Source organism: Klebsiella sp. ZJOU C1, assembly GCF_035620215.1.
Classification (GTDB): Bacteria; Pseudomonadota; Gammaproteobacteria; order Enterobacterales; family Enterobacteriaceae; genus Klebsiella; species Klebsiella variicola.
In genome coordinates this window covers 3788140-3808841 of sequence record NZ_CP141644.1, presented here as the reverse complement: position 1 = coordinate 3808841, position 20702 = coordinate 3788140, and the positions used below count along the sequence as shown (strand labels likewise).

At 58.6% G+C, this 20702-nt stretch carries 17 protein-coding genes and 1 pseudogene; 9 read left to right on the top strand and 9 right to left on the bottom strand.

Going from position 1 to position 20702, the window contains the following annotated elements; genetic code table 11:
- Positions 1 to 103: 103 nt before the first annotated feature.
- From sanA to SPE70_RS18195, 5 genes are all read right to left on the bottom strand, one after another.
- Positions 104 to 835 carry an outer membrane permeability protein SanA gene (sanA, locus tag SPE70_RS18215; RefSeq protein ID WP_008804033.1) on the bottom strand — a complete coding sequence of 244 codons (732 nt, stop codon included), beginning with the start codon at positions 833 to 835 and terminating at the stop codon, positions 104 to 106.
- A 36-nt stretch (positions 836 to 871) separates the two neighbouring features.
- Positions 872 to 1090: a hypothetical protein gene (locus tag SPE70_RS18210; protein WP_048331011.1), complete on the bottom strand. Its 219-nt coding sequence runs from the start codon at positions 1088 to 1090 to the stop codon at positions 872 to 874.
- Between the two features lie 21 nt (positions 1091 to 1111).
- Positions 1112 to 1996, bottom strand: a complete 885-nt coding sequence (cdd, locus tag SPE70_RS18205; protein WP_012967554.1) for a cytidine deaminase — start codon at positions 1994 to 1996, stop codon at positions 1112 to 1114.
- Between the two features lie 128 nt (positions 1997 to 2124).
- Positions 2125 to 2820: a CidB/LrgB family autolysis modulator gene (locus SPE70_RS18200; protein WP_008804035.1), complete on the bottom strand. Its 696-nt coding sequence runs from the start codon at positions 2818 to 2820 to the stop codon at positions 2125 to 2127.
- The gene (locus SPE70_RS18195) at positions 2810 to 3214 is read right to left on the bottom strand and encodes a CidA/LrgA family protein (RefSeq protein ID WP_004201620.1); all 405 of its coding nucleotides are present in this window, start codon (positions 3212 to 3214) and stop codon (positions 2810 to 2812) included. Before SPE70_RS18195 ends, SPE70_RS18200 begins: the two co-directional genes overlap by 11 nt.
- 358 nt (positions 3215 to 3572) lie before the next feature.
- On the opposite strand from SPE70_RS18195, the gene dusC reads away from it, so the two are divergent.
- From dusC to SPE70_RS18170, 5 genes and pseudogenes are all read left to right on the top strand, one after another.
- Positions 3573 to 4505 carry a tRNA dihydrouridine(16) synthase DusC gene (dusC, locus tag SPE70_RS18190; RefSeq protein WP_012541036.1) on the top strand — a complete coding sequence of 311 codons (933 nt, stop codon included), beginning with the start codon at positions 3573 to 3575 and terminating at the stop codon, positions 4503 to 4505.
- A gap of 357 nt (positions 4506 to 4862) precedes the next feature.
- A complete protein-coding gene (locus tag SPE70_RS18185) occupies positions 4863 to 6227 on the top strand; it encodes a carbohydrate porin (protein WP_008804037.1) in 1365 nt (454 codons plus the stop codon).
- A gap of 155 nt (positions 6228 to 6382) precedes the next feature.
- On the top strand, positions 6383 to 7216 hold the full coding sequence (bglG, locus tag SPE70_RS18180; RefSeq protein ID WP_002912842.1) for a transcriptional antiterminator BglG: 834 nt from the start codon (positions 6383 to 6385) through the stop codon (positions 7214 to 7216).
- A 29-nt stretch (positions 7217 to 7245) separates the two neighbouring features.
- Positions 7246 to 9220 (top strand): annotated as a pseudogene (gene bglF / locus SPE70_RS18175) (PTS beta-glucoside transporter subunit IIABC).
- 15 nt (positions 9221 to 9235) lie between these two features.
- The gene (locus SPE70_RS18170) at positions 9236 to 10630 is read left to right on the top strand and encodes a glycoside hydrolase family 1 protein (protein ID WP_008804039.1); all 1395 of its coding nucleotides are present in this window, start codon (positions 9236 to 9238) and stop codon (positions 10628 to 10630) included.
- Positions 10631 to 10663: 33 nt separating this feature from the next.
- Here the strand turns inward: SPE70_RS18170 and SPE70_RS18165 are convergent, their stop codons facing one another.
- Positions 10664 to 11398: a class I SAM-dependent methyltransferase gene (locus tag SPE70_RS18165; protein WP_008804040.1), complete on the bottom strand. Its 735-nt coding sequence runs from the start codon at positions 11396 to 11398 to the stop codon at positions 10664 to 10666.
- A 128-nt stretch (positions 11399 to 11526) separates the two neighbouring features.
- Here SPE70_RS18165 and mdtQ point away from each other — a divergent pair, with 128 nt between their 5' ends.
- Complete coding sequence (gene mdtQ / locus SPE70_RS18160) at positions 11527 to 12966, top strand: multidrug resistance outer membrane protein MdtQ (protein ID WP_008804041.1); 1440 nt, start codon at positions 11527 to 11529, stop codon at positions 12964 to 12966.
- A 32-nt stretch (positions 12967 to 12998) separates the two neighbouring features.
- Here the strand turns inward: mdtQ and SPE70_RS18155 are convergent, their stop codons facing one another.
- Positions 12999 to 13568, bottom strand: a complete 570-nt coding sequence (locus SPE70_RS18155; RefSeq protein ID WP_008804042.1) for a DedA family protein — start codon at positions 13566 to 13568, stop codon at positions 12999 to 13001.
- 152 nt (positions 13569 to 13720) lie between these two features.
- On the opposite strand from SPE70_RS18155, the gene SPE70_RS18150 reads away from it, so the two are divergent.
- Entirely contained in the window at positions 13721 to 14308 is a 588-nt protein-coding gene (locus SPE70_RS18150) for a Yip1 family protein (protein ID WP_008804043.1), read from the top strand.
- A 188-nt stretch (positions 14309 to 14496) separates the two neighbouring features.
- Positions 14497 to 15447: a D-alanyl-D-alanine endopeptidase gene (gene pbpG, locus SPE70_RS18145; protein ID WP_008804044.1), complete on the top strand. Its 951-nt coding sequence runs from the start codon at positions 14497 to 14499 to the stop codon at positions 15445 to 15447.
- Between the two features lie 341 nt (positions 15448 to 15788).
- Here pbpG and SPE70_RS18140 read toward each other — a convergent pair whose 3' ends face one another.
- Positions 15789 to 16343 carry a GNAT family N-acetyltransferase gene (locus SPE70_RS18140; protein WP_008804045.1) on the bottom strand — a complete coding sequence of 185 codons (555 nt, stop codon included), beginning with the start codon at positions 16341 to 16343 and terminating at the stop codon, positions 15789 to 15791.
- 85 nt (positions 16344 to 16428) lie between these two features.
- Complete coding sequence (gene dld, locus SPE70_RS18135) at positions 16429 to 18174, bottom strand: D-lactate dehydrogenase (RefSeq protein WP_044649914.1); 1746 nt, start codon at positions 18172 to 18174, stop codon at positions 16429 to 16431.
- A gap of 194 nt (positions 18175 to 18368) precedes the next feature.
- Here dld and bglX point away from each other — a divergent pair, with 194 nt between their 5' ends.
- Positions 18369 to 20666: a beta-glucosidase BglX gene (bglX, locus tag SPE70_RS18130; RefSeq protein ID WP_004201601.1), complete on the top strand. Its 2298-nt coding sequence runs from the start codon at positions 18369 to 18371 to the stop codon at positions 20664 to 20666.
- Positions 20667 to 20702: the final 36 nt, after the last annotated feature.

Sequence of the window (20702 nt, the reverse complement as noted above, 5' to 3'; positions counted from 1 at the left end):
AAAAGGATGATGAGTGAAATATTACGCATTAAAGAGCATTTATGCAATTAACGTTACTTATAATACGCATTGTTTTGGCATCGCATGATTAATGCATCTTATATCACTCATTGGCGGGTTTTGTGTTTTTCTGCAGCTCCAGCAGCTGCTCCGGAGTGACTGCCGGGTAGGACTGGGCGTCATCCGGTACGTCATGCTGTTGAGCCGGAATCGGGATGAGAGGGCCGAGAAAGCGCGGTTCCCGTTTGAAGATATAGAGGTCCGCCAGCGCGCCAAAGCGGGCGCCGAACTCGCGCAGCCGCACGCTCCACATATCCTTCGGCGACGGCACCGCGTAGCACTGGGCCTGGATCCCCATATGCAGGGCGATAAACAGCGCCCGTTCGCAGTGGAAGCGCTGGGTGATGATAATGAAGTCGTTGGTGTCGAACACTTTGCGGGTACGGACGATTGAGTCGAGCGTACGGAAGCCGGCATAGTCCAGCACGATATCGGCGGGATCGACGCCGCCTTTAATCAGGTCCCGACGCATGGTCATCGGTTCATTGTAGCTTTGCAGAGCATTATCGCCGCTCAGCAGCAGATAGTTGACCTTGCCGCTGTTGTAGGCGTTCAGCGCGCCCTGGATGCGGTAGCGGTAATACTGATTGATGACGCCGGTGCGGTAATATTTGGCGGTGCCCAGCACCACGCCGACCTGACGGTAGGGCAGGTCCTGCAGCTCATCATAGATATAGGGCGCGGTTTTCCAGCTCATCCAGCGGTCAAGGCCCAGCACGGTCAACAGCAGCAGGCCGAGCAGGACTAACAGGCTGTAGAACACACGCTTTAACATGAACTTGGCTCAATAATAGACAACGGAGTCTTCAGGCTACTTTACCCGCCGGGTAAGCGCAAGAAACCCGCGTTTGATTGCGGGGATTTTCAGCAATATAGACAGATCGCCGAACACAGGTCGGGTAAGGCGTGAGCCGACACCCGGCATAGAGATCTTCAGCTCGCCATGGCGCGAACCGTAGGTCGGGTAAGCGTAGCGCCACCCGACAACATCACGGTATAACAGGTTGGCCGGATAAGGCGAAACCGTCATCCGGCAATCTGCTCAGGCTAATCAACCTAACAGGACGCGCTCGATATTCTGGCAGCCCAGCGCCTTCAGGGTGGCGACGGTGGCATCCCACTGGATCAGCGCCGCGTCGGCTTTCTCCGCGAGGATTGCCCGCTGGATAGCGGGATAATCATAGCCGTTGAGGCTCAGGAGATTCAGCGCCCCCTGCAGCGGCGGCAGCGTCGGATTGAACGCCGCGTTTTCCGCATAGCTGCCGCTGAAAATGGTGCCGTCTTTCAGCTCCAGCGCCACGCCGGAGGGCGAGTGGCTGTAGGGCGCATGGCAGCGGTTGGCGGCCTGAATGGCTGCCTGGGTCAGGGCATCGCCGCTCACCGGGTAGCCATGGTCCTGTGCATCCATCAACAGGGTTTTGATCTCCAGATCTTTCGGACCAAAGGCGTCCGGCAGATAGTGCTCCAGGGCATGCGCTTCGCGGCCCGGCAGATGAATGCGCAGCGCCAGTCCGCTGTTCAGTTCGTTCATAAACTGACGGCAATGGCCGCACGGCGTGTAGTTCACCGTAATAGCGCGCAGGGAGGTCTCGCCGCGCAGCCAGGCGTGGCTGATGGCGCTCTGCTCGGCGTGAACGGTCTGCTGCATGGTCGCCCCGAGAAATTCCATATTGCCGCCAAAGTACCAGCGGCCGCTGACGCCGCGGGCGATCGCCCCGACGTTAAAATGAGAAAGGTCGGCGCGCGCGCAGGCGGCAGCAAGCGGCAGTAGCGCAAAGGCCAGCGCGTCTTCGTCCAGACCTGTCGCCTGCTGCAGCGTCGCCACCTGATCGGCTTCGAGCAGCGCCGGGAAGTGCGGGTCGGCGAGCATCGGGGCGATGGCCGCCTGCAGGTCTGCTGCCAGAGTCGTCAAAGCAGCTTGAAAACGTGAGTGCATAGCGTTGCCTCATAACAATGTAATGGGAAGCCAGTGTACGGGCGTCCAGCAGTCTCATATGTGATGAATATCTCATTGTTTATGCAACTTTGATTTGTTGCATTAAAAAATGTGATTTGAATCACAGTTTATCCCACCACCGCGAGGATCAGCGGAAATAAGAACGGTGCCATCAACGAGGTGATGATCCCGCACAGCACCAGCGCCAGCGAGCTAAACGCCCCTTCCTGGTAGTCCAGTTCCGCACAGCGGGCAGTGCCGAGGGCGTGCGAGGCGGTGCCCATTGACAGGCCGCGTGACGCTTTGGTGCGAATGCGCATCAGGTTAAGCAGCGTATGGCCGAATACCGCGCCGAGGATGCCGACAAAAATCACGCACACGGCGCTGATGGCCGGAATACCGCCGATGCTGCCGCTGACCGCCATGGCAATTGGCGTAGTGACCGACTTAGGCAGAATAGAGGCGGCGATTTGCGGCGTGGCGCCCATCAGCAGGGCGACGGTAGTACCGGTGATCATCGCCACGCAGCTGCCGATAAAGCAGATGGTGATGATTGATTTCCAGCGCGCGCGGATCTGGTGCAGTTGCTCATACAGTGGAAAGGCCAGCGCGACCACCGCCGGCTGCAGCAGATCGTTCAGGACTTTGCTGCCGGCAAAATAACGCTCATAGGAGATCCCGGTCAGCAGCAAAAACGGAATTATAACTACCATCGCCACCAGCAGCGGGTTGAGCAGCGGGAACTTAAAGCGGGCGGCCAGCCTGCGGGCGAGAAAAAAGACGATCAGGGTTAGCGGCAGCGACCACCAGATTTCATGCATCATTTTTCTTTTCCTTTTGCCCAATCACTTTACGTTCGCCATGCACCAGGTGAGAGCTCCAGCTCACCACCACAAACACCACCAGCGTGCTGATGGCGCAGGAGATGACGACTGGCCCCAGCTGGGCGCGCAGCAGATCCCAGTATTGCATCACGCCGACGCCGATGGGCACGAACAATAGCGCCATATAGCGGATCAGGATATTGCAGCCAGGATTGACCCACTGCGGCGGCATAATTTGCAGCGCCAGCAGCACGAAGAGGATCAGCATGCCGATGATGCTGCCGGGGATAGTGATGGGCAGCAGTCCGGCGATAAAAATTCCGGCGTATAAGCAGGCGTAAATCAGGACGAAGGCCCGCAGGTACTGCCAGATAATAGTCAGCGATTTACTCATGGTAATAACCCTTGATGAAGTGCATTCATCATACAATTAATCCCTAAAATGTGCTACCGATCACATCATGAATTCTACGCATAGCGCTGATAGCGTACGGGAACAATAGCCTCTCCCGGCAGGACCCGACAGCTCGCAGCTTAGGGTATATCGGATCCCACGCTACCTTTTTGAACGAGGCGCGGCAAATAAAGGCGGCATGAGACGCCGCATACTCCTGTAAAGCATAGAGATTATCTCCTCGCTTTGCCGCATTCGCCGAACGGGGAATGGCGTACGGCAGGCCGGACGCATTGAGCGCTTTCCACCAATGCCTGGAGGCGCTACCATAGCGCCTCTTTTTTTTCCGGATAACGATATGCGTGTTCTACTGGCGCCGATGGAAGGCGTGCTCGATTCGCTGGTGCGCGAGCTGCTGACCGAGGTTAACGATTACGATCTGTGCATCACCGAATTTCTGCGCGTGGTGGATCAACTGCTGCCGGTAAAATCGTTCTACAGGCTGTGCCCGGAACTGCATCATCAGAGCCGCACGCCGTCCGGCACCCGCGTGCGCGTCCAGCTGCTGGGACAATATCCCGAGTGGCTGGCGGAAAACGCCGCCCGCGCGGTGGAGCTGGGGTCGTGGGGGGTGGATTTAAACTGCGGCTGTCCGTCTAAGCTGGTGAACGGCAGCGGCGGCGGGGCGACGCTGCTGAAAGATCCGGAGCTGATCTATCGCGGTGCGAAAGCCATGCGCGAAGCGGTTCCCGATCATCTGCCGGTGACCGTCAAGGTGCGACTCGGCTGGGACAGCGGCGAACGGCGCTTCGAAATCGCCGATGCGGTGCAGCAGGCCGGGGCCAGCGAGCTGGTGGTTCACGGCCGCACCAAAGAAGATGGCTACAAAGCCGAACGCATTAACTGGCAGGCGATCGGTGAGATCCGCCAGCGTCTGACCATTCCGGTGGTGGCCAACGGCGAGATCTGGGACTGGCAAAGCGCCCAGGATTGTATGGCCGTCACCGGCTGCGATTCGGTGATGATTGGCCGCGGGGCGCTCAACGTGCCGAACCTCAGCCGGGTGATCAAATATAACGAACCGCGCATGCCGTGGCCGCAGGTGGTTCAGCTGTTGCAAAAATATACCCGCCTGGAAAAGCAGGGCGACACCGGTCTGTATCATGTGGCGAGAATTAAGCAATGGTTAGGCTATTTACGCAAGGAATATAGTGAGGCGCTGACTCTGTTTAATGAAATTCGCGCCCTGCAAACGTCTGCTGAAATAGCGGCGGCCATCGCCCGCTATTAAACACCATACTGTTATTTGCTTCACATATTATTACTTGCCTGCCTATTGCTGGTAGGCATGAGTTGAATAAAGTGATAATGTGCGGTCAATCAATTCAGGATTGCTACTGAACCCAGGCAAAACCTAAGCATTTTCGTCATTCGTGGCGGAAAGTGCTTAGGTTTTTTTTTTGGCTAAAATTCAATGGTGAAAAAATGGTTATGTAAAACAATAGGTTGTAATTAACGTTTTCTCTGGCATCGTCGCGGTTTTATTACCGGCGGACGCCCTTTGCCATTCATTTTTTAAAAAAGAAAACAGGTAAATAAATAACCTGGGGATCCCCTTTGTTTTTATTCAGTCACGGTGGATATCACAATGCATAACAAAAAAATAAATCAGCTTTTGATCGGCGCGGCGCTGGCGGCAATGGTGCCTGCCGTCAGCGCCGCGGAAACTCCGGCCTGGAACGGCAGCGTGCTGGGGTTCGAAGCCGGACAGCAGGGGCTGCTGGGCGATATGCTGGGCATTCGTCCGATCCTCGAAGAGAACGGCTTTCATTATAATCTCGGCTATCTTAACGAGATGGCCTACAACGCCGGCGGCGGTTACGACCATGATAAACACCTGGCCTATATTGACCAGGTGGCGCTGACCTTTACCCAGGATCTGGAGCGCTGGACCGGCATACCGGATGCGCGTCTCGAAGGCAACATCGTCAACCGTAACCACGATGATAACCTCACCACGAAACGGCTGCAGGATCCGCGGGTGAGTTTCAACGATCTGTCGCAGGAGAGTTGGGGCGGCGGGTCGATCACCCGCCTCGGCTGGCTGACCTTTGCCCGCAGCTTTGACGACCGTCGCCTGACCTGGCGCATCGGCATGATGAACAAGGTGCAAACTTTCGACCAGATCATTCCCTGCGATTTTCAGCTACTGACCCAGTGCGGTGGGAAATCGGCCAACTCGCTGACCTGGAATAACTGGAACATCCACACCTGGGGCACCACCCTGGAGTACAAGCTGACGCCGACGGTCACCCTGAAAGGCGGGGTGATGGAGCAAAACCCGCAGGCTACCGCGCGCAGTCACGCCTGGAGCGGGTCGACGAAGGGCAGCAAAGGCATTTTACTGCCGATGGAGATCGAAACCCGTCCGCTGATGAATGGCCTGCCGGGAGCCTATAACCTGGGTGTGGTCTGGACCAACGCGCCGCAAACCGACCTCTACAGCGGCAAATCCGGCGGCGTCGGGGCGACCGATCCGCAAGGCTACGCCGAGCACGACAGCACCTGGTTTATGTACGCCGGCCTGAACCAGCAGATCACCCGCCACGCCGACGACCCGCTGCGGGGGATGAGCGTCTCGCTGAGCGGCAGCCTCAGCGACCAGCGCAGTAACTATATCCACTCCGCCGTCGCCGCCTCCATGCGCTACCGCGGGCTGTTTGACGCCCGCCCGGAGGACTGGATTGGCTTTGGTCTGACGTGGATCGACATGAGCAGCCACTACGCACGTAACCAGCGCTATATGAATCAACTCAGCGGCGCCACCGACTATAACGACCCGGCTTACCAGCCGGTGGCCGGTCATTCGCTGAACGGCGAGCTCTATTATCGCTTCCGCCCGGTCTCCTGGCTGGAGCTGCAGCCGGGCCTGCAGTACTGGCACCGTCCGGGCGGCGTCGCGCAGACCCAGGACGCATGGGTGGTGGAGTGGAAAACGGTGGTGACTTTCTGATAGTCGCGATCTTAATCACGTTTTTTCACTTGTCAGGTTGAGCGCGCAGCAGAAGTTGTTACAGTGCGGGTGTTGGATTGCAACTGCTGCGGCAGGCAAAACCTGATCACCTGGCGTTTCGTCGGGGGTCAGGTTTTTTTGTTTCTGGGGTCTATATGCAAATCGCCAAAGTACTCAATAACAATGTGGTGGTGGTTCTTGACGAGCACCGGCGCGAACAGGTGGTGATGGGGCGAGGGCTGGCCTTTCAGAAACGCCCGGGCGACGTGCTGGACGACAGTAAAATTGAAAAAGTCTTCGCCTTACAGAGCGATGAACTGGTAGGCCGTTTAGGTGAGTTACTCAGTCAGATACCGCTAGAAGTGATGACCACCTGCGATCGCATTATCGACCTGGCACGCGGGCGGCTGGGCAAGCTACAGGAAAGTTTGTACATCACATTAACGGATCACTGTCATTTTGCTATCGAGCGGCAGAAAAAGGGCATCGCACTGCGTAACGTGCTGCTGTGGGAGATTAAGCGGCTGTATCCGAAGGAGTTCGCGCTGGGTCAGGAGGCAAGGGCCATTATTGCCAAAAGGCTTGGCGTGGAGCTGGCGGAGGATGAAGCCGGATTTATCGCCCTGCATCTGGTGACGGCGCAGCTCAACAGCGAAATGCCGGAGGTCATGCACGTGACCCGGGTGATGCAGGAGATCCTGCAGCTGGTGAAGTATCAGCTGCAGCTTAACTATGACGAAGAGTCATTGAGCTATCAGCGCTTTGTCACTCATCTCAAGTTCTTCGCCCAGCGGATGCTGACGCGCACGGTGGTGGAAGATGACGACGTCTCGCTGCACAGCGCGGTGAAAGATAACTACGCTAAAGCGTGGAAGTGTGCGGAAACGGTGGCGACGCATCTGCAAAAGCAGTATCAGCGGTCGCTGACCACCGAAGAGATTATGTTTCTTGCCATTCATATCGAACGGGTAAGAAAAGAGGGGCGTTAATTCCCCCAACAAAACTGGATTGTTACTGCATGATGCAGGCAAAACCTGAGCGCGACGCCCACCGGCGTGGTTCTCGGGTTTTTTTATTTTTTACTACTCAGTCGCCGGTTGTCTGCGGACAGCGGCAGTAAGGAAAAGAGCATGGAATATAAAGCACTCGCGCAGGATATTCTCAACCGCGTCGGCGGCAAAGAGAACATTGTGAGTCTGGTTCACTGTGCGACACGTCTGCGTTTTAAACTGAAAGATAACGGCAAAGCCGATGCCGAAGGGCTGAAGGCCAATCCGGGCGTCATTATGGTGGTGGAGAGCGGCGGCCAGTTTCAGGTGGTGATTGGCAACCACGTTCACGACGTCTGGCTGGCGGTGCGCCAGGAGGCAGGGTTAAGCGATGACAGCGAACCGGTTGCCGGGGAAAAAGCGGCCAAAGGATCGGTGTTAAGCCAGCTTATCGACATCATTTCCGGCATTTTTACACCGTTTATCGGCGTGATGGCGGCGACCGGTCTGCTGAAAGGCCTATTGGCGCTGGCGGTGACCTGCGGCTGGCTTACGCCGGAGCAGGGGACTTATAAAATCTGGTTTGCCGCCAGCGACGCGCTGTTCTTTTTCTTCCCGCTGTTTCTTGGCTATACCGCCGGGAAGAAGTTTGGCGGCAACCCGTTTATCTCGATGGTGATTGGCGGGGCGTTAACCCACCCGCTGATGATTCAGGCCTTTGAGGCCAGCCAGGCGCCGGGCGCGGCGGTGGAGCACTTTCTCGGCATCCCGGTGACCTTTATCAACTACAGCTCGTCAGTGATCCCGATTATTCTCGCCTCGTGGGTCTGCTGCTGGCTGGAGCGCAAGAGCAACGCGCTGTTGCCGTCATCGATGAAAAACTTCTTCACCCCGGCGATCTGCCTGGCGGTGGTGGTCCCGCTCACCTTCCTGGTGATTGGCCCGGTCGCCACCTGGCTGAGCCATCTGCTGGCCAACGGCTACCAGTTCATTTATGCGTTTGCCCCATGGCTGGCGGGCGCGGTACTGGGCGCCATGTGGCAGGTGTGCGTTATTTTCGGCCTGCACTGGGGGCTGGTGCCGTTGATGATCAACAACATGACGGTACTTGGTCACGACTCCATGCTGCCGATTATTCTTCCGGCGGTGATTGCCCAGGTGGGGGCGGTTCTGGGGATTTTGCTGGCCACCCGCGATGCGCGTCAGCGGATGCTGGCCGGTTCCGCCTTCTCTGCCGGGCTGTTTGGCATCACCGAGCCGGCTATCTACGGTCTGACCCTGCCGCTGCGTCGTCCGTTTATCTTCGGCTGTATCGCCGGCGCCATCGGCGGGGCGATCACTGCCTTCAGTAATAGCCATGCTTACTCGTTCGGTGTGCCGAATATCTTTTTCCCGGCGCAGATGATCCCGCCTGGCGGGATTGACGCCAGTGTCTGGGGCGGGCTTATCGGCACCGGCGTGGCTTTCGTGCTTGCCTGCGTGCTGACCTTCTTCGCCGGCATGCCGCGCGCCAGCGCTGCACCGGGCGCCGTGACGGTAGCCCCGGCCTCGGCAAACGATATTCTGGCGCCGATGAGCGGCAGCGTTATCGCCCTCGAGCAGGTGCCGGACAGCACCTTCGCCAGCGGCCTGCTCGGTAAAGGGGTTGCCATTATCCCGGCGGTGGGCCAAGTGATTGCCCCGTTCCCGGGCGAAGTGGCTTCCCTGTTTCAGACTAAACATGCCATCGGCCTGCAGAGCGACAGCGGCATTGAGCTGTTGATCCACGTCGGCATCGACACGGTCAAACTCGACGGCGTGCCGTTTACCGCACATGTCAAAGAGGGCGACAGGGTGCAGGCCGGCGATCTGCTGATCGAGTTCGATCGTCAGGCGATTCTGGATGCCGGTTACGACCTGGCGACCCCGATCATTATCAGCAACAGCGACGACTACCGGGAAATTGATACGGTGGCGTCCAGCGCCGTCGAAGCCGGCCAGCCGCTGTTGTCAGTCAGCCATTAATCACAGGAGAGAGAGATGAAAACATTCCCGGCGGATTTTTTATGGGGCGGCGCGACCGCGGCGAATCAGGTGGAAGGGGCTTATCTGGAAGAGGGCAAAGGCTTATCCACCTCCGATGTGCAGCCGCACGGCGTGTTCGGCGAGGTGGTCGAGCGCGTACCCGGCGACAGCGGTATTAAGGATGTGGCGATCGATTTTTACCATCGCTACCCGGAAGATATCGCTCTGTTCGCCGAGATGGGCTTTAACTGCCTGCGGGTGTCCATCGCCTGGACCCGCATCTATCCCAACGGCGATGACGCCGAGCCCAACGAAGCCGGTCTCGCGTTCTACGACAAGCTGTTCGACGAGATGGCGAAGCACAACATCACCCCGCTGGTGACGCTGTCGCATTATGAAATGCCGTGGGCGCTGGTAAAAAACTACGGCGGCTGGGGCAGCCGGGAGGTGATTGGTTTCTTTGAGCGCTACGCCCGCACGGTGTTCAGCCGCTATAAAAATAAGGTCAAATTGTGGCTGACCTTTAACGAAATCAATATGTCGCTGCATGCTCCGATGACCGGCGTCGGCCTGCCGGCCGGCAGCAGCAAAGGCGAGGTGTATCAGGCGATTCACCACCAGCTGGTGGCCAGCGCTCTGGCGGTTAAAGCCTGTCACGAGCTGGTGCCCGAGGGCAAAATCGGCAATATGCTGCTCGGCGGGCTGATGTATCCCCTGAGCTGCAAACCGGAAGATGTGTTTGAGACGCTGCAGGAGAACCGCAGCTGGCAGTTCTTTGGCGACGTGCAGGCGCGCGGCGCGTACCCGGGCTATATGCTGCGCTTTTTCCGCGACAACGGTATCACACTCACCATTACCGATGCCGATCGTGAAGCGCTGAAAACCACCGTCGACTTTATCTCCTTTAGCTACTACATGACCGGCTGCGTCACCGCCGACGAGGCGCTGAACCAGCAGGCGCGCGGCAATATTCTCAGCATGGTGCCGAACCCGCACCTGGCGAGCTCGGAGTGGGGCTGGCAGATAGACCCGCTGGGCCTGCGTACGCTGCTGAACGTGCTGTGGGATCGCTATCAGAAGCCGCTGTTTATCGTGGAAAATGGTCTGGGCGCCAAGGATAAGGTGGAAGCCGATGGCAGCATTAACGATGACTACCGCATCAGTTACCTGAACGACCATCTGGTGCAGGCGCGGGAAGCCATTGACGATGGCGTTGAGCTGATGGGCTTTACCAGCTGGGGGCCGATTGACCTGGTGAGCGCCTCGAAGGCGGAGCTGTCGAAGCGCTATGGCTTTATCTATGTCGACCGTCATGATGACGGCACCGGCACCCTGGCGCGCAGTAAGAAGAAGAGTTTTGACTGGTATAAAGAGGTGATTGCCAGCCGCGGCGCCAGCCTGAAAGCGTAAAGGATGCCCGCCCGGTCATCGCCGGGCGGGGGATTAGCCCGGTTTACGCGCGCGCAGTAAAAAGATCATCGGACGTTCTTTCTCTTCATCCAGGGCGGGCTGTTGGACAATCTGTTCGGCGCTCGGACCCCACTCATCCAGCTGCTCCAGCACAAAACCCGCGGCGATAAGCGCGTTTATCCAGCTTGAGAGCTTGCGATGTTGCTTGATGACGCCCTCGGCAAACCAGTTGCTGACGCGCTCACCCTCCTGCTGATAGTGACTGACCGGCCAGCTTTTCTGTCCCTGGTCATCCACCCGCCAGCCCTGCTGCAAGGGGGCGGTATAGATGGGATGTTCGGCGGAAAAGACCAGGGTGCCGCCGGGAACCAGCGCCTGCTGCAGGGTGGCGAAGAGCGGCGCAATGTCCGGTAAATAATGCAGCGCCAGCGAGCTGTAGACCAGATCGCAGCTGTTGGCGGGCAGCGTCAGGGTTTGCAGATCGGCGCAGCGGTAGACAATCTCATCCCCGCGGGTCATCTCCCGCGCCTGCGCCAGCATGCGCTGGGAGATATCAAAACCGGTTATCTGGCTGGCTCCCTGCTGCTGTGCCCAGCGGCAAAACCAGCCGTAGCCGCAGCCGAGATCCACCACCCGCAAACCGGTTATCGGCGGCAACATTGCCTGCAGGGAAGGCCACTCCGGTGCGCCATCCAGCCCCTTCACCGAGCGATCGAGGGTCGCATAGCCGGCAAAAAACTGCGGGTCGTCATAAATATTCTGACTCATATTCATCCCTTGAATTGATAAGGTTGTTTATTTTTAGCTAACTAATAATTTAGTCACACGCTTTACTAAACGCGTTTAATTCAATTAACTTATGATAACCAACCTGATTAAGTTATCTGACCTGTCTAATGAAATTGATATTAAATAAAAGCGTGCTGGCGGCATTGCCCCTGGCCATCGCGCTGGCTGGCTGCGCGCCATCTCATGAGGTTGCTAATCCGCCGCAGCAGCAAATTCCAGCCTCCCATGTTTCCATGGATCTCCCTGCCGCCGTGAAAAATGGCTGGCCGCAGACCGACTGGTGGAAAGACTACCACGATGCCCAACTGGATAATCTGATTCAGCGCGCACTCGCCAATGCGCCGGATATGCAAATTGCCGAACAGCGCATCAGGCTTGCCGAAGCGCAGGCGCGAATGTCGCAGGCGAATCTTGGCCCGGAGATGGATTTCTCCGCCGATGTTGAACGCCAGCGCATGTCGGCCGAAGGCCTGATGGGGCCGTTCGCCACCGACACCGACGGCAATACCGGCCCGTGGTACACCAACGGCACCTTCGGCCTGACCGCTGGCTGGGATCTGGACCTGTGGGGTAAAAACCGCGCGCTGGTGAAAGCGCGCATCGGCGAGCTGAAAGCCCAGGTGGCGGAGCAGGCCCAGACCCGCGAATTGCTTTCTGGCAGCGTGGCGCGCCTGTACTGGCAGTGGCAGACGGAAGCGGCGATTAAAGCAGTGCTGCAGCAGGTGAAGGGTGAGCAAAATAATATCGTGACGGTCGACAAGGCCCTGTTGCAGCGCGGGATCACCAACTCCGCCGAAGGGGCGGAGAACGATATTAACGTCAGCAAAACCGACCAGCAGCTGGCGGACGTGGCGGGCACGATGAAAGAGATTGAAGCGCGCCTGATGGCCCTGACCAACAGCCAGAGCCAGTCGCTGAACCTCAAACCGGTCAGCCTGCCGACGGTCAGCGCGCAGCTGCCTGATACCCTCGGCTATGAGCTGCTGGCGCGCCGCCCGGATCTGCAGGTTGCTCACTGGTACATTGAGGCATCGCTGAGCGAAGTGGACGCGGCGAAAGCGGCGTTTTATCCCGACATCAATCTGATGGCGTTCCTGCAGCAGGATGCCCTGCACTTAAGCGATCTTTTCCGTCACTCGGCGCAGCAGATGGGCGTCACCGCCGGACTGACGCTGCCGATCTTTGACAGCGGCCGCCTCAATGCCAATCTGGATATCGCCAGCGCGCAGAACAGCCTGTCGATAGCGCAGTACAACAAAGCGGTGGTGGATGCCGTCAACCAGGTGGCGAAAACCGCCAGCCAGGTCGAGACGCTGATGGCCAAAAGCCAGCAGCAGCAGCAGGTTGAAAAAGACGCCCAGCGGGTGGTGAACCTGGCGCAGGCCCGAATGGCGGCGGGGATCTTACCCGGCTCCAGAGTCAGTATGGCGAAGCTCCCGGCGCTGCAGGAGCGCATTACCGCATTGCGCCTGCACGGCCAGTGGATTGACGCCAGCATTCAGCTGACTTCTGCTCTCGGCGGCGGCTATCACCAGAGCGTGAAATAACCGGCGCAACGGCGCGCCTGCGGGGGCGCCGTTTAGTCTTTCTTCTTCCTTTCTCGCCGCCTGAGCCACCAGTGGGCGGCAACCACCAGTCCTACCGCGAGGATCAGCCAGATCCAGTGCTTCAGATGGGCGTCCAGATGGTGCAGCCACGGGCCAACCACCTCGCCGCCGAGATAGCCAATGGTGGTAAACAGCAGGGCCCACACCAGCGCTCCGACAATATTCAACGGCAGGAAAATGCGCGGCGGCAGGCGGCTGGCGCCGATCAGCAGGGGGCCGATTACCCGGAAGCCATACATAAAGCGGGTGCCGATGACAAACAGCCACGGCCGGTGCTGGATCATGCGCTGCGCTTTACGTATTCGCGCCTTCTGGCTGGCGAAACGGCGCAGAATGCGTCCCCCGAAGCGGCGGCCGACCAGATAGAGCAGCTGATCGCCAATCATCCCGCCGAGGGCGACGGCGATCACCACCAGGGGAAACTTCAGTAACCCCTGATGCGCTGCGACGCCGCCCAGCAGGGTAATGGTCTCACCTTCCGCCATGCTGCCGACGATCAGCGCCGCGTAGCCATACTGGGAAATCAGGTGATTGATATCCATAAACAGCTTATCTCCTTATCTCATCACCTTTAATCATACACCCTGCTGACCAAAACGCGGTGACGCAGATTTTTTGTGCTGTACACAAAATAATCTACAGGGTGAATTATACTTGGATCAGTGCAGTACGAAGCCGTGACAAGGGGGACGCTATGAACCATGTCTGGGGGCTCTTCGCTCATCCCAACCGGGAAATGAGCGTGATAAAGAGCGAGAACGAAACCATTTCTCATCACTATACGCACCATGTGCTGCTGATGGCGGCGGTTCCGGTGGTGTGCGCCTTTATCGGCACTACGCAGCTGGGCTGGAACTTCGGCGACGGCACCGTTATTAAACTGTCGATGTTGACCGGTCTGGCGCTGGCGGTACTGTTTTACGCCGTGATGCTGGCCGGGGTGGCGATCATGGGACGGGTTATCTGGTGGATGGCCAGGCAGTATCCGCAGCAGCCTTCGCTGAAACGCTGCATGGTGTTTGCCGGCTATGTGGCCACGCCGCTGTTTCTGAGCGGGATTGTGGCGCTCTATCCGCTGGTCTGGCTGTGCGCGCTGATCGGTACCATCGCGCTGTTTTACACCGGCTATCTGCTCTATCTGGGCATCCCGACCTTCCTGAGCATTAACCGGGAAGAGGGGTTAAGCTTCGCCAGTTCGACGCTGGCCATCGGAGTGCTGGTACTGGAAGTGCTGCTGGCGATCACCGTGGTACTGTGGGGGTATGGTTACCGACTCTTCTGATCGCACGTCACTGGATAATATGCATTGCCGGCAAATATGTATTTTGTGTCGGCAATGCAGCATTTCTTCACGATTCTTATTAGGCACAGGGCCTTACGGCGCGGTATGATGGCGTTTGCCAGCGATGTTGCCCACTTAACCTCGCGGCGTACGTTCCATAACGTGCAAAAATACTTTTCAGAATGCCCATGATGCCGAAATTTCGAGTCTCTTTGCTCAGCCTGACCTTGCTGCTGGCTGTGCCTTTTGCGCCCCAGGCGTTAGCAAAAACCTCCGCGGCGGTTGCCGCCTCGCAGCCGGATATCGCCTCCGGCAGCGCCATGATCGTCGATCTGGCCACCAAAAAAATCATCTATGCCAGCCAGCCGGATCTGGTGCGCCCGATGGCGTCAATCACCAAAGTGATGACCGCCATGGTGGTGCTCGATGCCCATCTGCCGATGGATGAGATGCTGACGGTGGATATCAGCCATACGCCGGAAATGAAGGGGATCTACTCCCGCGTGCGCCTCAACAGCCAAATCAGCCGCCGCACGATGCTGCTGCTGGCGCTGATGTCTTCCGAGAACCGCGCGGCCGCCAGCCTGGCGCATCACTATCCAGGCGGCTACGATGCCTTCATTCGCGCGATGAACGCCAAAGCCCAGGCGCTGGGCATGACTCATACCCGCTACGTGGAGCCGACGGGCCTGTCGGTGCATAACGTCTCCACCGCCCGCGATCTGACCAAACTGCTGATCGCCAGCGAGCAGTATCCGCTGATTGGCCAGCTGAGCACCACCAAAGAAGAGACCGCCACTTTCGCCCATCCGGCCTACAGCCTGCCGTTCCGCAACACCAACCATCTGGTGTATCGCGATAACTGGAATATCCAGCTGACTAAAACCGGCTTCACCAACGCTGCCGGCCACTGCCTGATTATGCGTACGGTGATTAACCAACGCCCGGTGGCGCTGGTGGTGATGGATGCCTTCGGTAAATACACCCACTTCGCCGACGCCAGCCGCTTGCGGACCTGGATCGAGACCGGGAAAGTGATGCCGGTACCCGCCTCGGCGCTGAGCTATAAAAAGCAGCGCGAAGCGCAGATGGCGGAGGCGATGCTGAAAGGCGGCGCGCAGACCGCGCAGAACGATTAATCTACATGTCCCCCGGATGGCGGCGCATTGCGCCTTATCCGGGCTACGTGATTTGGCACCGGGTTCGCCGCTTTCGTAGGCCCGGCAAGCGCAGCGCCGCCGAGCAATATACCCGACACCGTGCCGCGTTTGTGCCGGATGGCGGCTCGCGCCTTATCCGGCCTACGTGATTTGGCGCCGGGTTCGCCCCCTTCGCAGGCCCGGCAAGCGCAGCGCCGCCGGGCAATCAGGCCGAGTGCCGGTGTTTGTGCCGGATGGCGGCTGACGCCTCTCCGGAACCGCGCTGAACGGTAGCCCGGCTAAGGCGTTTACGCCGCGAGCCGGGGATTTGACGCCGGATATCACTCCGGCAGCGTCCAGTCGCCGTCACCCAGCGCGCGCTGCATAATCAACGTATCTCGCCAGTCGCCCATTTTGTAGCCCACGCTGCGCAGTTGACCCGCCACGGTAAAACCAAACTTTTTATGGATCGCCAGCGAACCGGCATTGTTATGGCCATCACCGATGATCGCCAGCATCTGCCGCCACGGGCCTTTCTCGCATTCGGCGATCAGCCGCGACAGCAGCGCGCTGCCGATGCCGCGCCCGCCCATCCCGGATTCCACGTAGATCGATTCCTCAAGCGTGTAACGATAGGCCGGACGAGGCCGATAGAAGGTGGCGTAGCAGTAGCCGACGATGGCGCCGCGCCACAGCGCCACCAGCCAGGGCAGCCCGTTATCGCGGACGGTTTTGATCCGTTTACGCATTTCGTCAACGGTAGGGGGGATCTCTTCAAAGGAAGCGCGGCCATTGAGCACGTGCCAGACATACAGCGCGGCGATGGCGTGCGCATCGTCGGGCAGCGCTTCACGAATTTCTAAATCACTGTCGAGTAACGGGGCCTCTGCGGGCATGGCGGCGCTCCTGAATCTGCCGGAGAGACATTCTCCGGCGTGCAGCGTAATACAGAAGCGCCAGGCTGAATAGTCCTGCCGCTGATTATTGCGGATCTGCCGGGGAGACCGGCGTTGGTGCCGCTTCACCCCAGTATTTCTGCTTACTGGTTTTACCAATCCCCGGGTTCATGCTGTTGGTCGGATCGTTCTGGCGATAGAACTGCTGCAGGCTCTCCGGGGCCTCATACAGATGACCCACGTTATGCTCCGCCGGGTACTGGGCGCCGCGCGCTTTCAGCAACGCCAGCATCTGCTCTTTCAGAGCGTGGGCTTCGACCCCTTTCTTGACGATGTAATCCTGATGGAACACATGGCACATAAAGTGGCCATAGTAGAGCTTATGCACCAGCTGGCTGTCGATCTCCGGCGGCAGATGTTCGAACCACTCGGTATCGTTGCGGCGCAAGGCGATATCCAGCGCCAGAATATCTTCCACTTCGTCAGCATGCACCGCCTGATAGCGGATGGCCGCGCCGGCGGCGGCAAAGCGGTGCAGAAACGCCTTGCTGCCTTCCTCCGGCGTACAGGCGAAGAAATCCCCCTCGGCCTGCTGGAAGTATTCCGTCAGCCAGCGCTGCGCTTCTTCGATGCCATCCCCGGCCATCTTCAGCAGCAGATGATGTTCATATTTATCACGCCAGGTTTTCATCCGCTCCGGTAAGTGCGCCGGGAAGACGTGGCCGAGCTTCTGCATAAAGCGGTCGGTAAAGTGCGGCTTAAACAGCGAGACTTTCTCCAGCATCGCGTCGGTGCGCCCCTTCATGGTGAAGAAGAACGGCATTTTGTCGGTGCCGAGCTTGTCGATCATCAGGAAGGTGTCTTTGCCATACTTCTCGGCGATATCGTAAATATCGCGGTGCATATATTCCCCGGCCACCGGCAGATGCTGGAACTCGGCGAGGATATGGCGGCGGATCTCGGTCAATACCTGCGGCTGGTTGGTGCCAATGTAAAACACCTGCTGGCGTTTTTCCGCCGGGAAGGTATCCAGACGCGCGGCGAAAACCGCCAGCTTGCCGGCGCAGCCGGAGGATTCGAACAGGCGGTCCGGGTCGGCGTTGTAGCGCGCCGGGGTGTCGGCATCGACATCGCGCACGCGGGTCACATAGTCGTGATCGTGGGCGTGGCGGCCGTCGTGCAGCACATCGCTATCGCTGATGCGCTCGTCGTCGAGGCGGCTGAGGATCTGCTCCGGCGTGCTGCCGAGATCAATGCCCAGATGGTTGACCAGCTTCAGCTTGCCGTCGGCGTCAATCTGCGCGAACAGCGACATTTCGGTATAGGCGGGCCCGCGCTGCACCAGCGAACCGCCGGAGTTGTTGCAGATCCCGCCGATCACCGATGCGCCGATGCATGACGAGCCGATCACTGAGTGCGGCTCGCGACCGAGCGGTTTGAGCGCTTTTTCCAGCGAATAGAGGGTAGTGCCGGGCCAGGCCAGCACCTGCTCGCCTTTGTCCAGCAGATGCAGTTTATCCAGGCGCAGAGTGCTGATAATCACGATCTCGCGATCGTAATCATTGCCGTTGGGGGTCGAACCTTCGGTCAGGCCGGTGTTGGCCGCCTGCATCAGAATAATTTTATCGGCGTCTACGCAGGCGTTAAGCACGCGCCAGAGTTCCAGCAGGGTGCCGGGAAAGACAACCGCCAGCGCCTCGCCCTGACCGGAGCGGAAGCCTTTGCGGTAGCGTTGGGTTTTTGCCGGGTCGGTCAGCAGATGCGAAGGGCCAACCAGGCGCGCCAGATCCGCCAGAAACGTTTTATGGGTATTAGTGGGTGCAGATGACATGTTCCACTCCTTGTGGTGGTGCGCGAAATATCGAGGATAAGCATAGCGCTTTGTATGACAATTTGATGCATGAATGTTTCGCAAAAATCAGAGAAGAACCTTAGCATTCTGCGGGCGCGTTGTTTATATATATGGCAAACTGCGGTTTTTATTATGTTTTACCGAGTCCCCGTCTGAGAAAAAGCGAGATAACAATGAAATGGCTCTGCACTGTAGGCGTCGCCGTGAGTCTGGCGCTGCAACCCGCGCTGGCGGATGAACTGTTTGGTAACCACCCTCTGACCCCGCAGGCGCGGGATGCCTTTGTCACCGATCTGCTGAAAAAAATGACGGTAGACGAGAAAATCGGCCAGCTGCGTCTGATAAGCGTTGGCCCGGATAACCCGAAAGAGGCGATCCGCGAAATGATCAAAAACGGTCAGGTGGGGGCGATTTTTAACACCGTCACCCGGCCGGATATCCGCGTGATGCAGGATCAGGTGATGCAGCTTAGCCGCCTGAAGATCCCATTGTTCTTTGCCTACGATGTGCTGCACGGTCAGCGCACCGTGTTCCCGATAAGCCTCGGCCTGGCCTCATCGTTTAACCTTGACGCCGTGAAGACCGTGGGCCGCGTGTCAGCTTATGAAGCCGCCGATGACGGCCTGAACATGACCTGGGCGCCGATGGTCGACGTCTCCCGCGACCCGCGCTGGGGACGCGCTTCCGAAGGGTTCGGGGAAGACACGTATCTGACCACGATGATGGGCCAGGCGATGGTGGAGTCGATGCAGGGCAAGAGCCCGGCGGACCGCTATTCGGTGATGACCAGCGTCAAGCACTTCGCCGCCTACGGCGCGGTGGAGGGCGGGAAAGAGTACAACACGGTCGACATGAGCCCGCAGCGCCTGTTCAACGACTATATGCCGCCGTACAAAGCCGGGCTTGATGCCGGCAGCGGCGCGGTGATGGTGGCCCTGAACTCGCTGAACGGCACCCCGGCGACTGCTGATTCCTGGCTGCTGAAAGACGTCCTGCGCGACCAGTGGGGCTTTAAAGGCATCACGGTCTCCGACCACGGCGCCATCAAAGAGTTGATTAAGCACGGCGTGGCCTCCGACCCGGAAGACGCGGTGCGCGTGGCGCTTAAGTCCGGCATCAACATGAGCATGAGTGACGAGTATTACAGCAAGTACCTGCCGGGGCTGGTGAAGTCTGGCAAGGTGACCATGGCCGAGCTGGATGACGCCACCCGTCATGTGCTCAACGTCAAATATGACATGGGGCTGTTCAACGATCCTTACAGCCACCTGGGACCAAAAGATTCTGACCCGCAGGACACCAACGCGGAAAGCCGCCTGCATCGCAAAGAGGCGCGGGAAGTGGCCCGCGAAAGTCTGGTACTGCTGAAAAACCGTCTCGATACGCTGCCGCTGAAAAAATCCGGCACTATCGCGGTGGTCGGTGCGCTGGCGGACAGCAAACGCGACATGATGGGCAGCTGGTCCGCGGCCGGGGTGGCCGACCAGTCGGTGACCGTCCTGACCGGCATCAAAGAAGCGCTGGGTGATAACGGTAAAGTGATTTACGCCAAAGGGGCGAACGTCACTGACGATAAAGGCATCGTCGATTTCCTTAACCTGTATGAGAACGCGGTGCAGGTTGACCCGCGCTCGCCGCAGGAAATGATCGACGAAGCCGTCGCGGCGGCGAAGCAATCCGACGTGGTGGTTGCCGTGGTGGGCGAAGCGCAGGGCATGGCGCATGAGGCCTCCAGCCGGACCGACATCACCCTGCCGCAGAGCCAGCGCAATCTGATTGCCGCCCTCAAAGCCACCGGCAAACCGCTGGTGCTGGTGCTGATGAACGGCCGTCCGCTGGCGCTGGTGAAAGAGGATCAGCAAGCCGATGCGCTGCTGGAGACCTGGTTTGCCGGCACTGAAGGCGGTCACGCCATCGCCGACGTGCTGTTTGGCGACTATAACCCGTCGGGCAAACTGCCGATGTCTTTCCCGCGCTCGGTGGGGCAGATCCCAACCTACTACAGCCACCTGAATACCGGCCGGCCGTATAATCCGGAGAAACCGAACAAGTACACCTCGCGTTACTTCGATGAAGCCAACGGCCCGCTGTATCCGTTTGGTTACGGCCTCAGCTACACCACCTTTAGCGTCTCCGATGTCACCATGTCGTCAGCCACCCTGCCGCGCGACGGCAGCGTGACCGCCAGCGTGCAGGTGACCAACACCGGCAAACGCGAAGGGGCAACGGTCATTCAGCTGTATCTGCAGGACGTCACTGCCTCCATGAGCCGGCCGGTGAAAATGCTGCGCGGCTTTAAAAAGGTCAACCTCAAGCCGGGCGAAACGCAAACCGTCAGCTTCCCGATTGACGTCGACGCGCTGAAGTTCTGGAACCAGCAGATGAAATACGTTGCTGAGCCGGGCAAATTCAATGTCTTTATCGGCGTGGACTCCGCCCGCGTGAAGCAGAGCGAGTTTGAACTGTTGTAAGGAATAGCCCTTAAGCTCAACGTGACACGTTAAAGG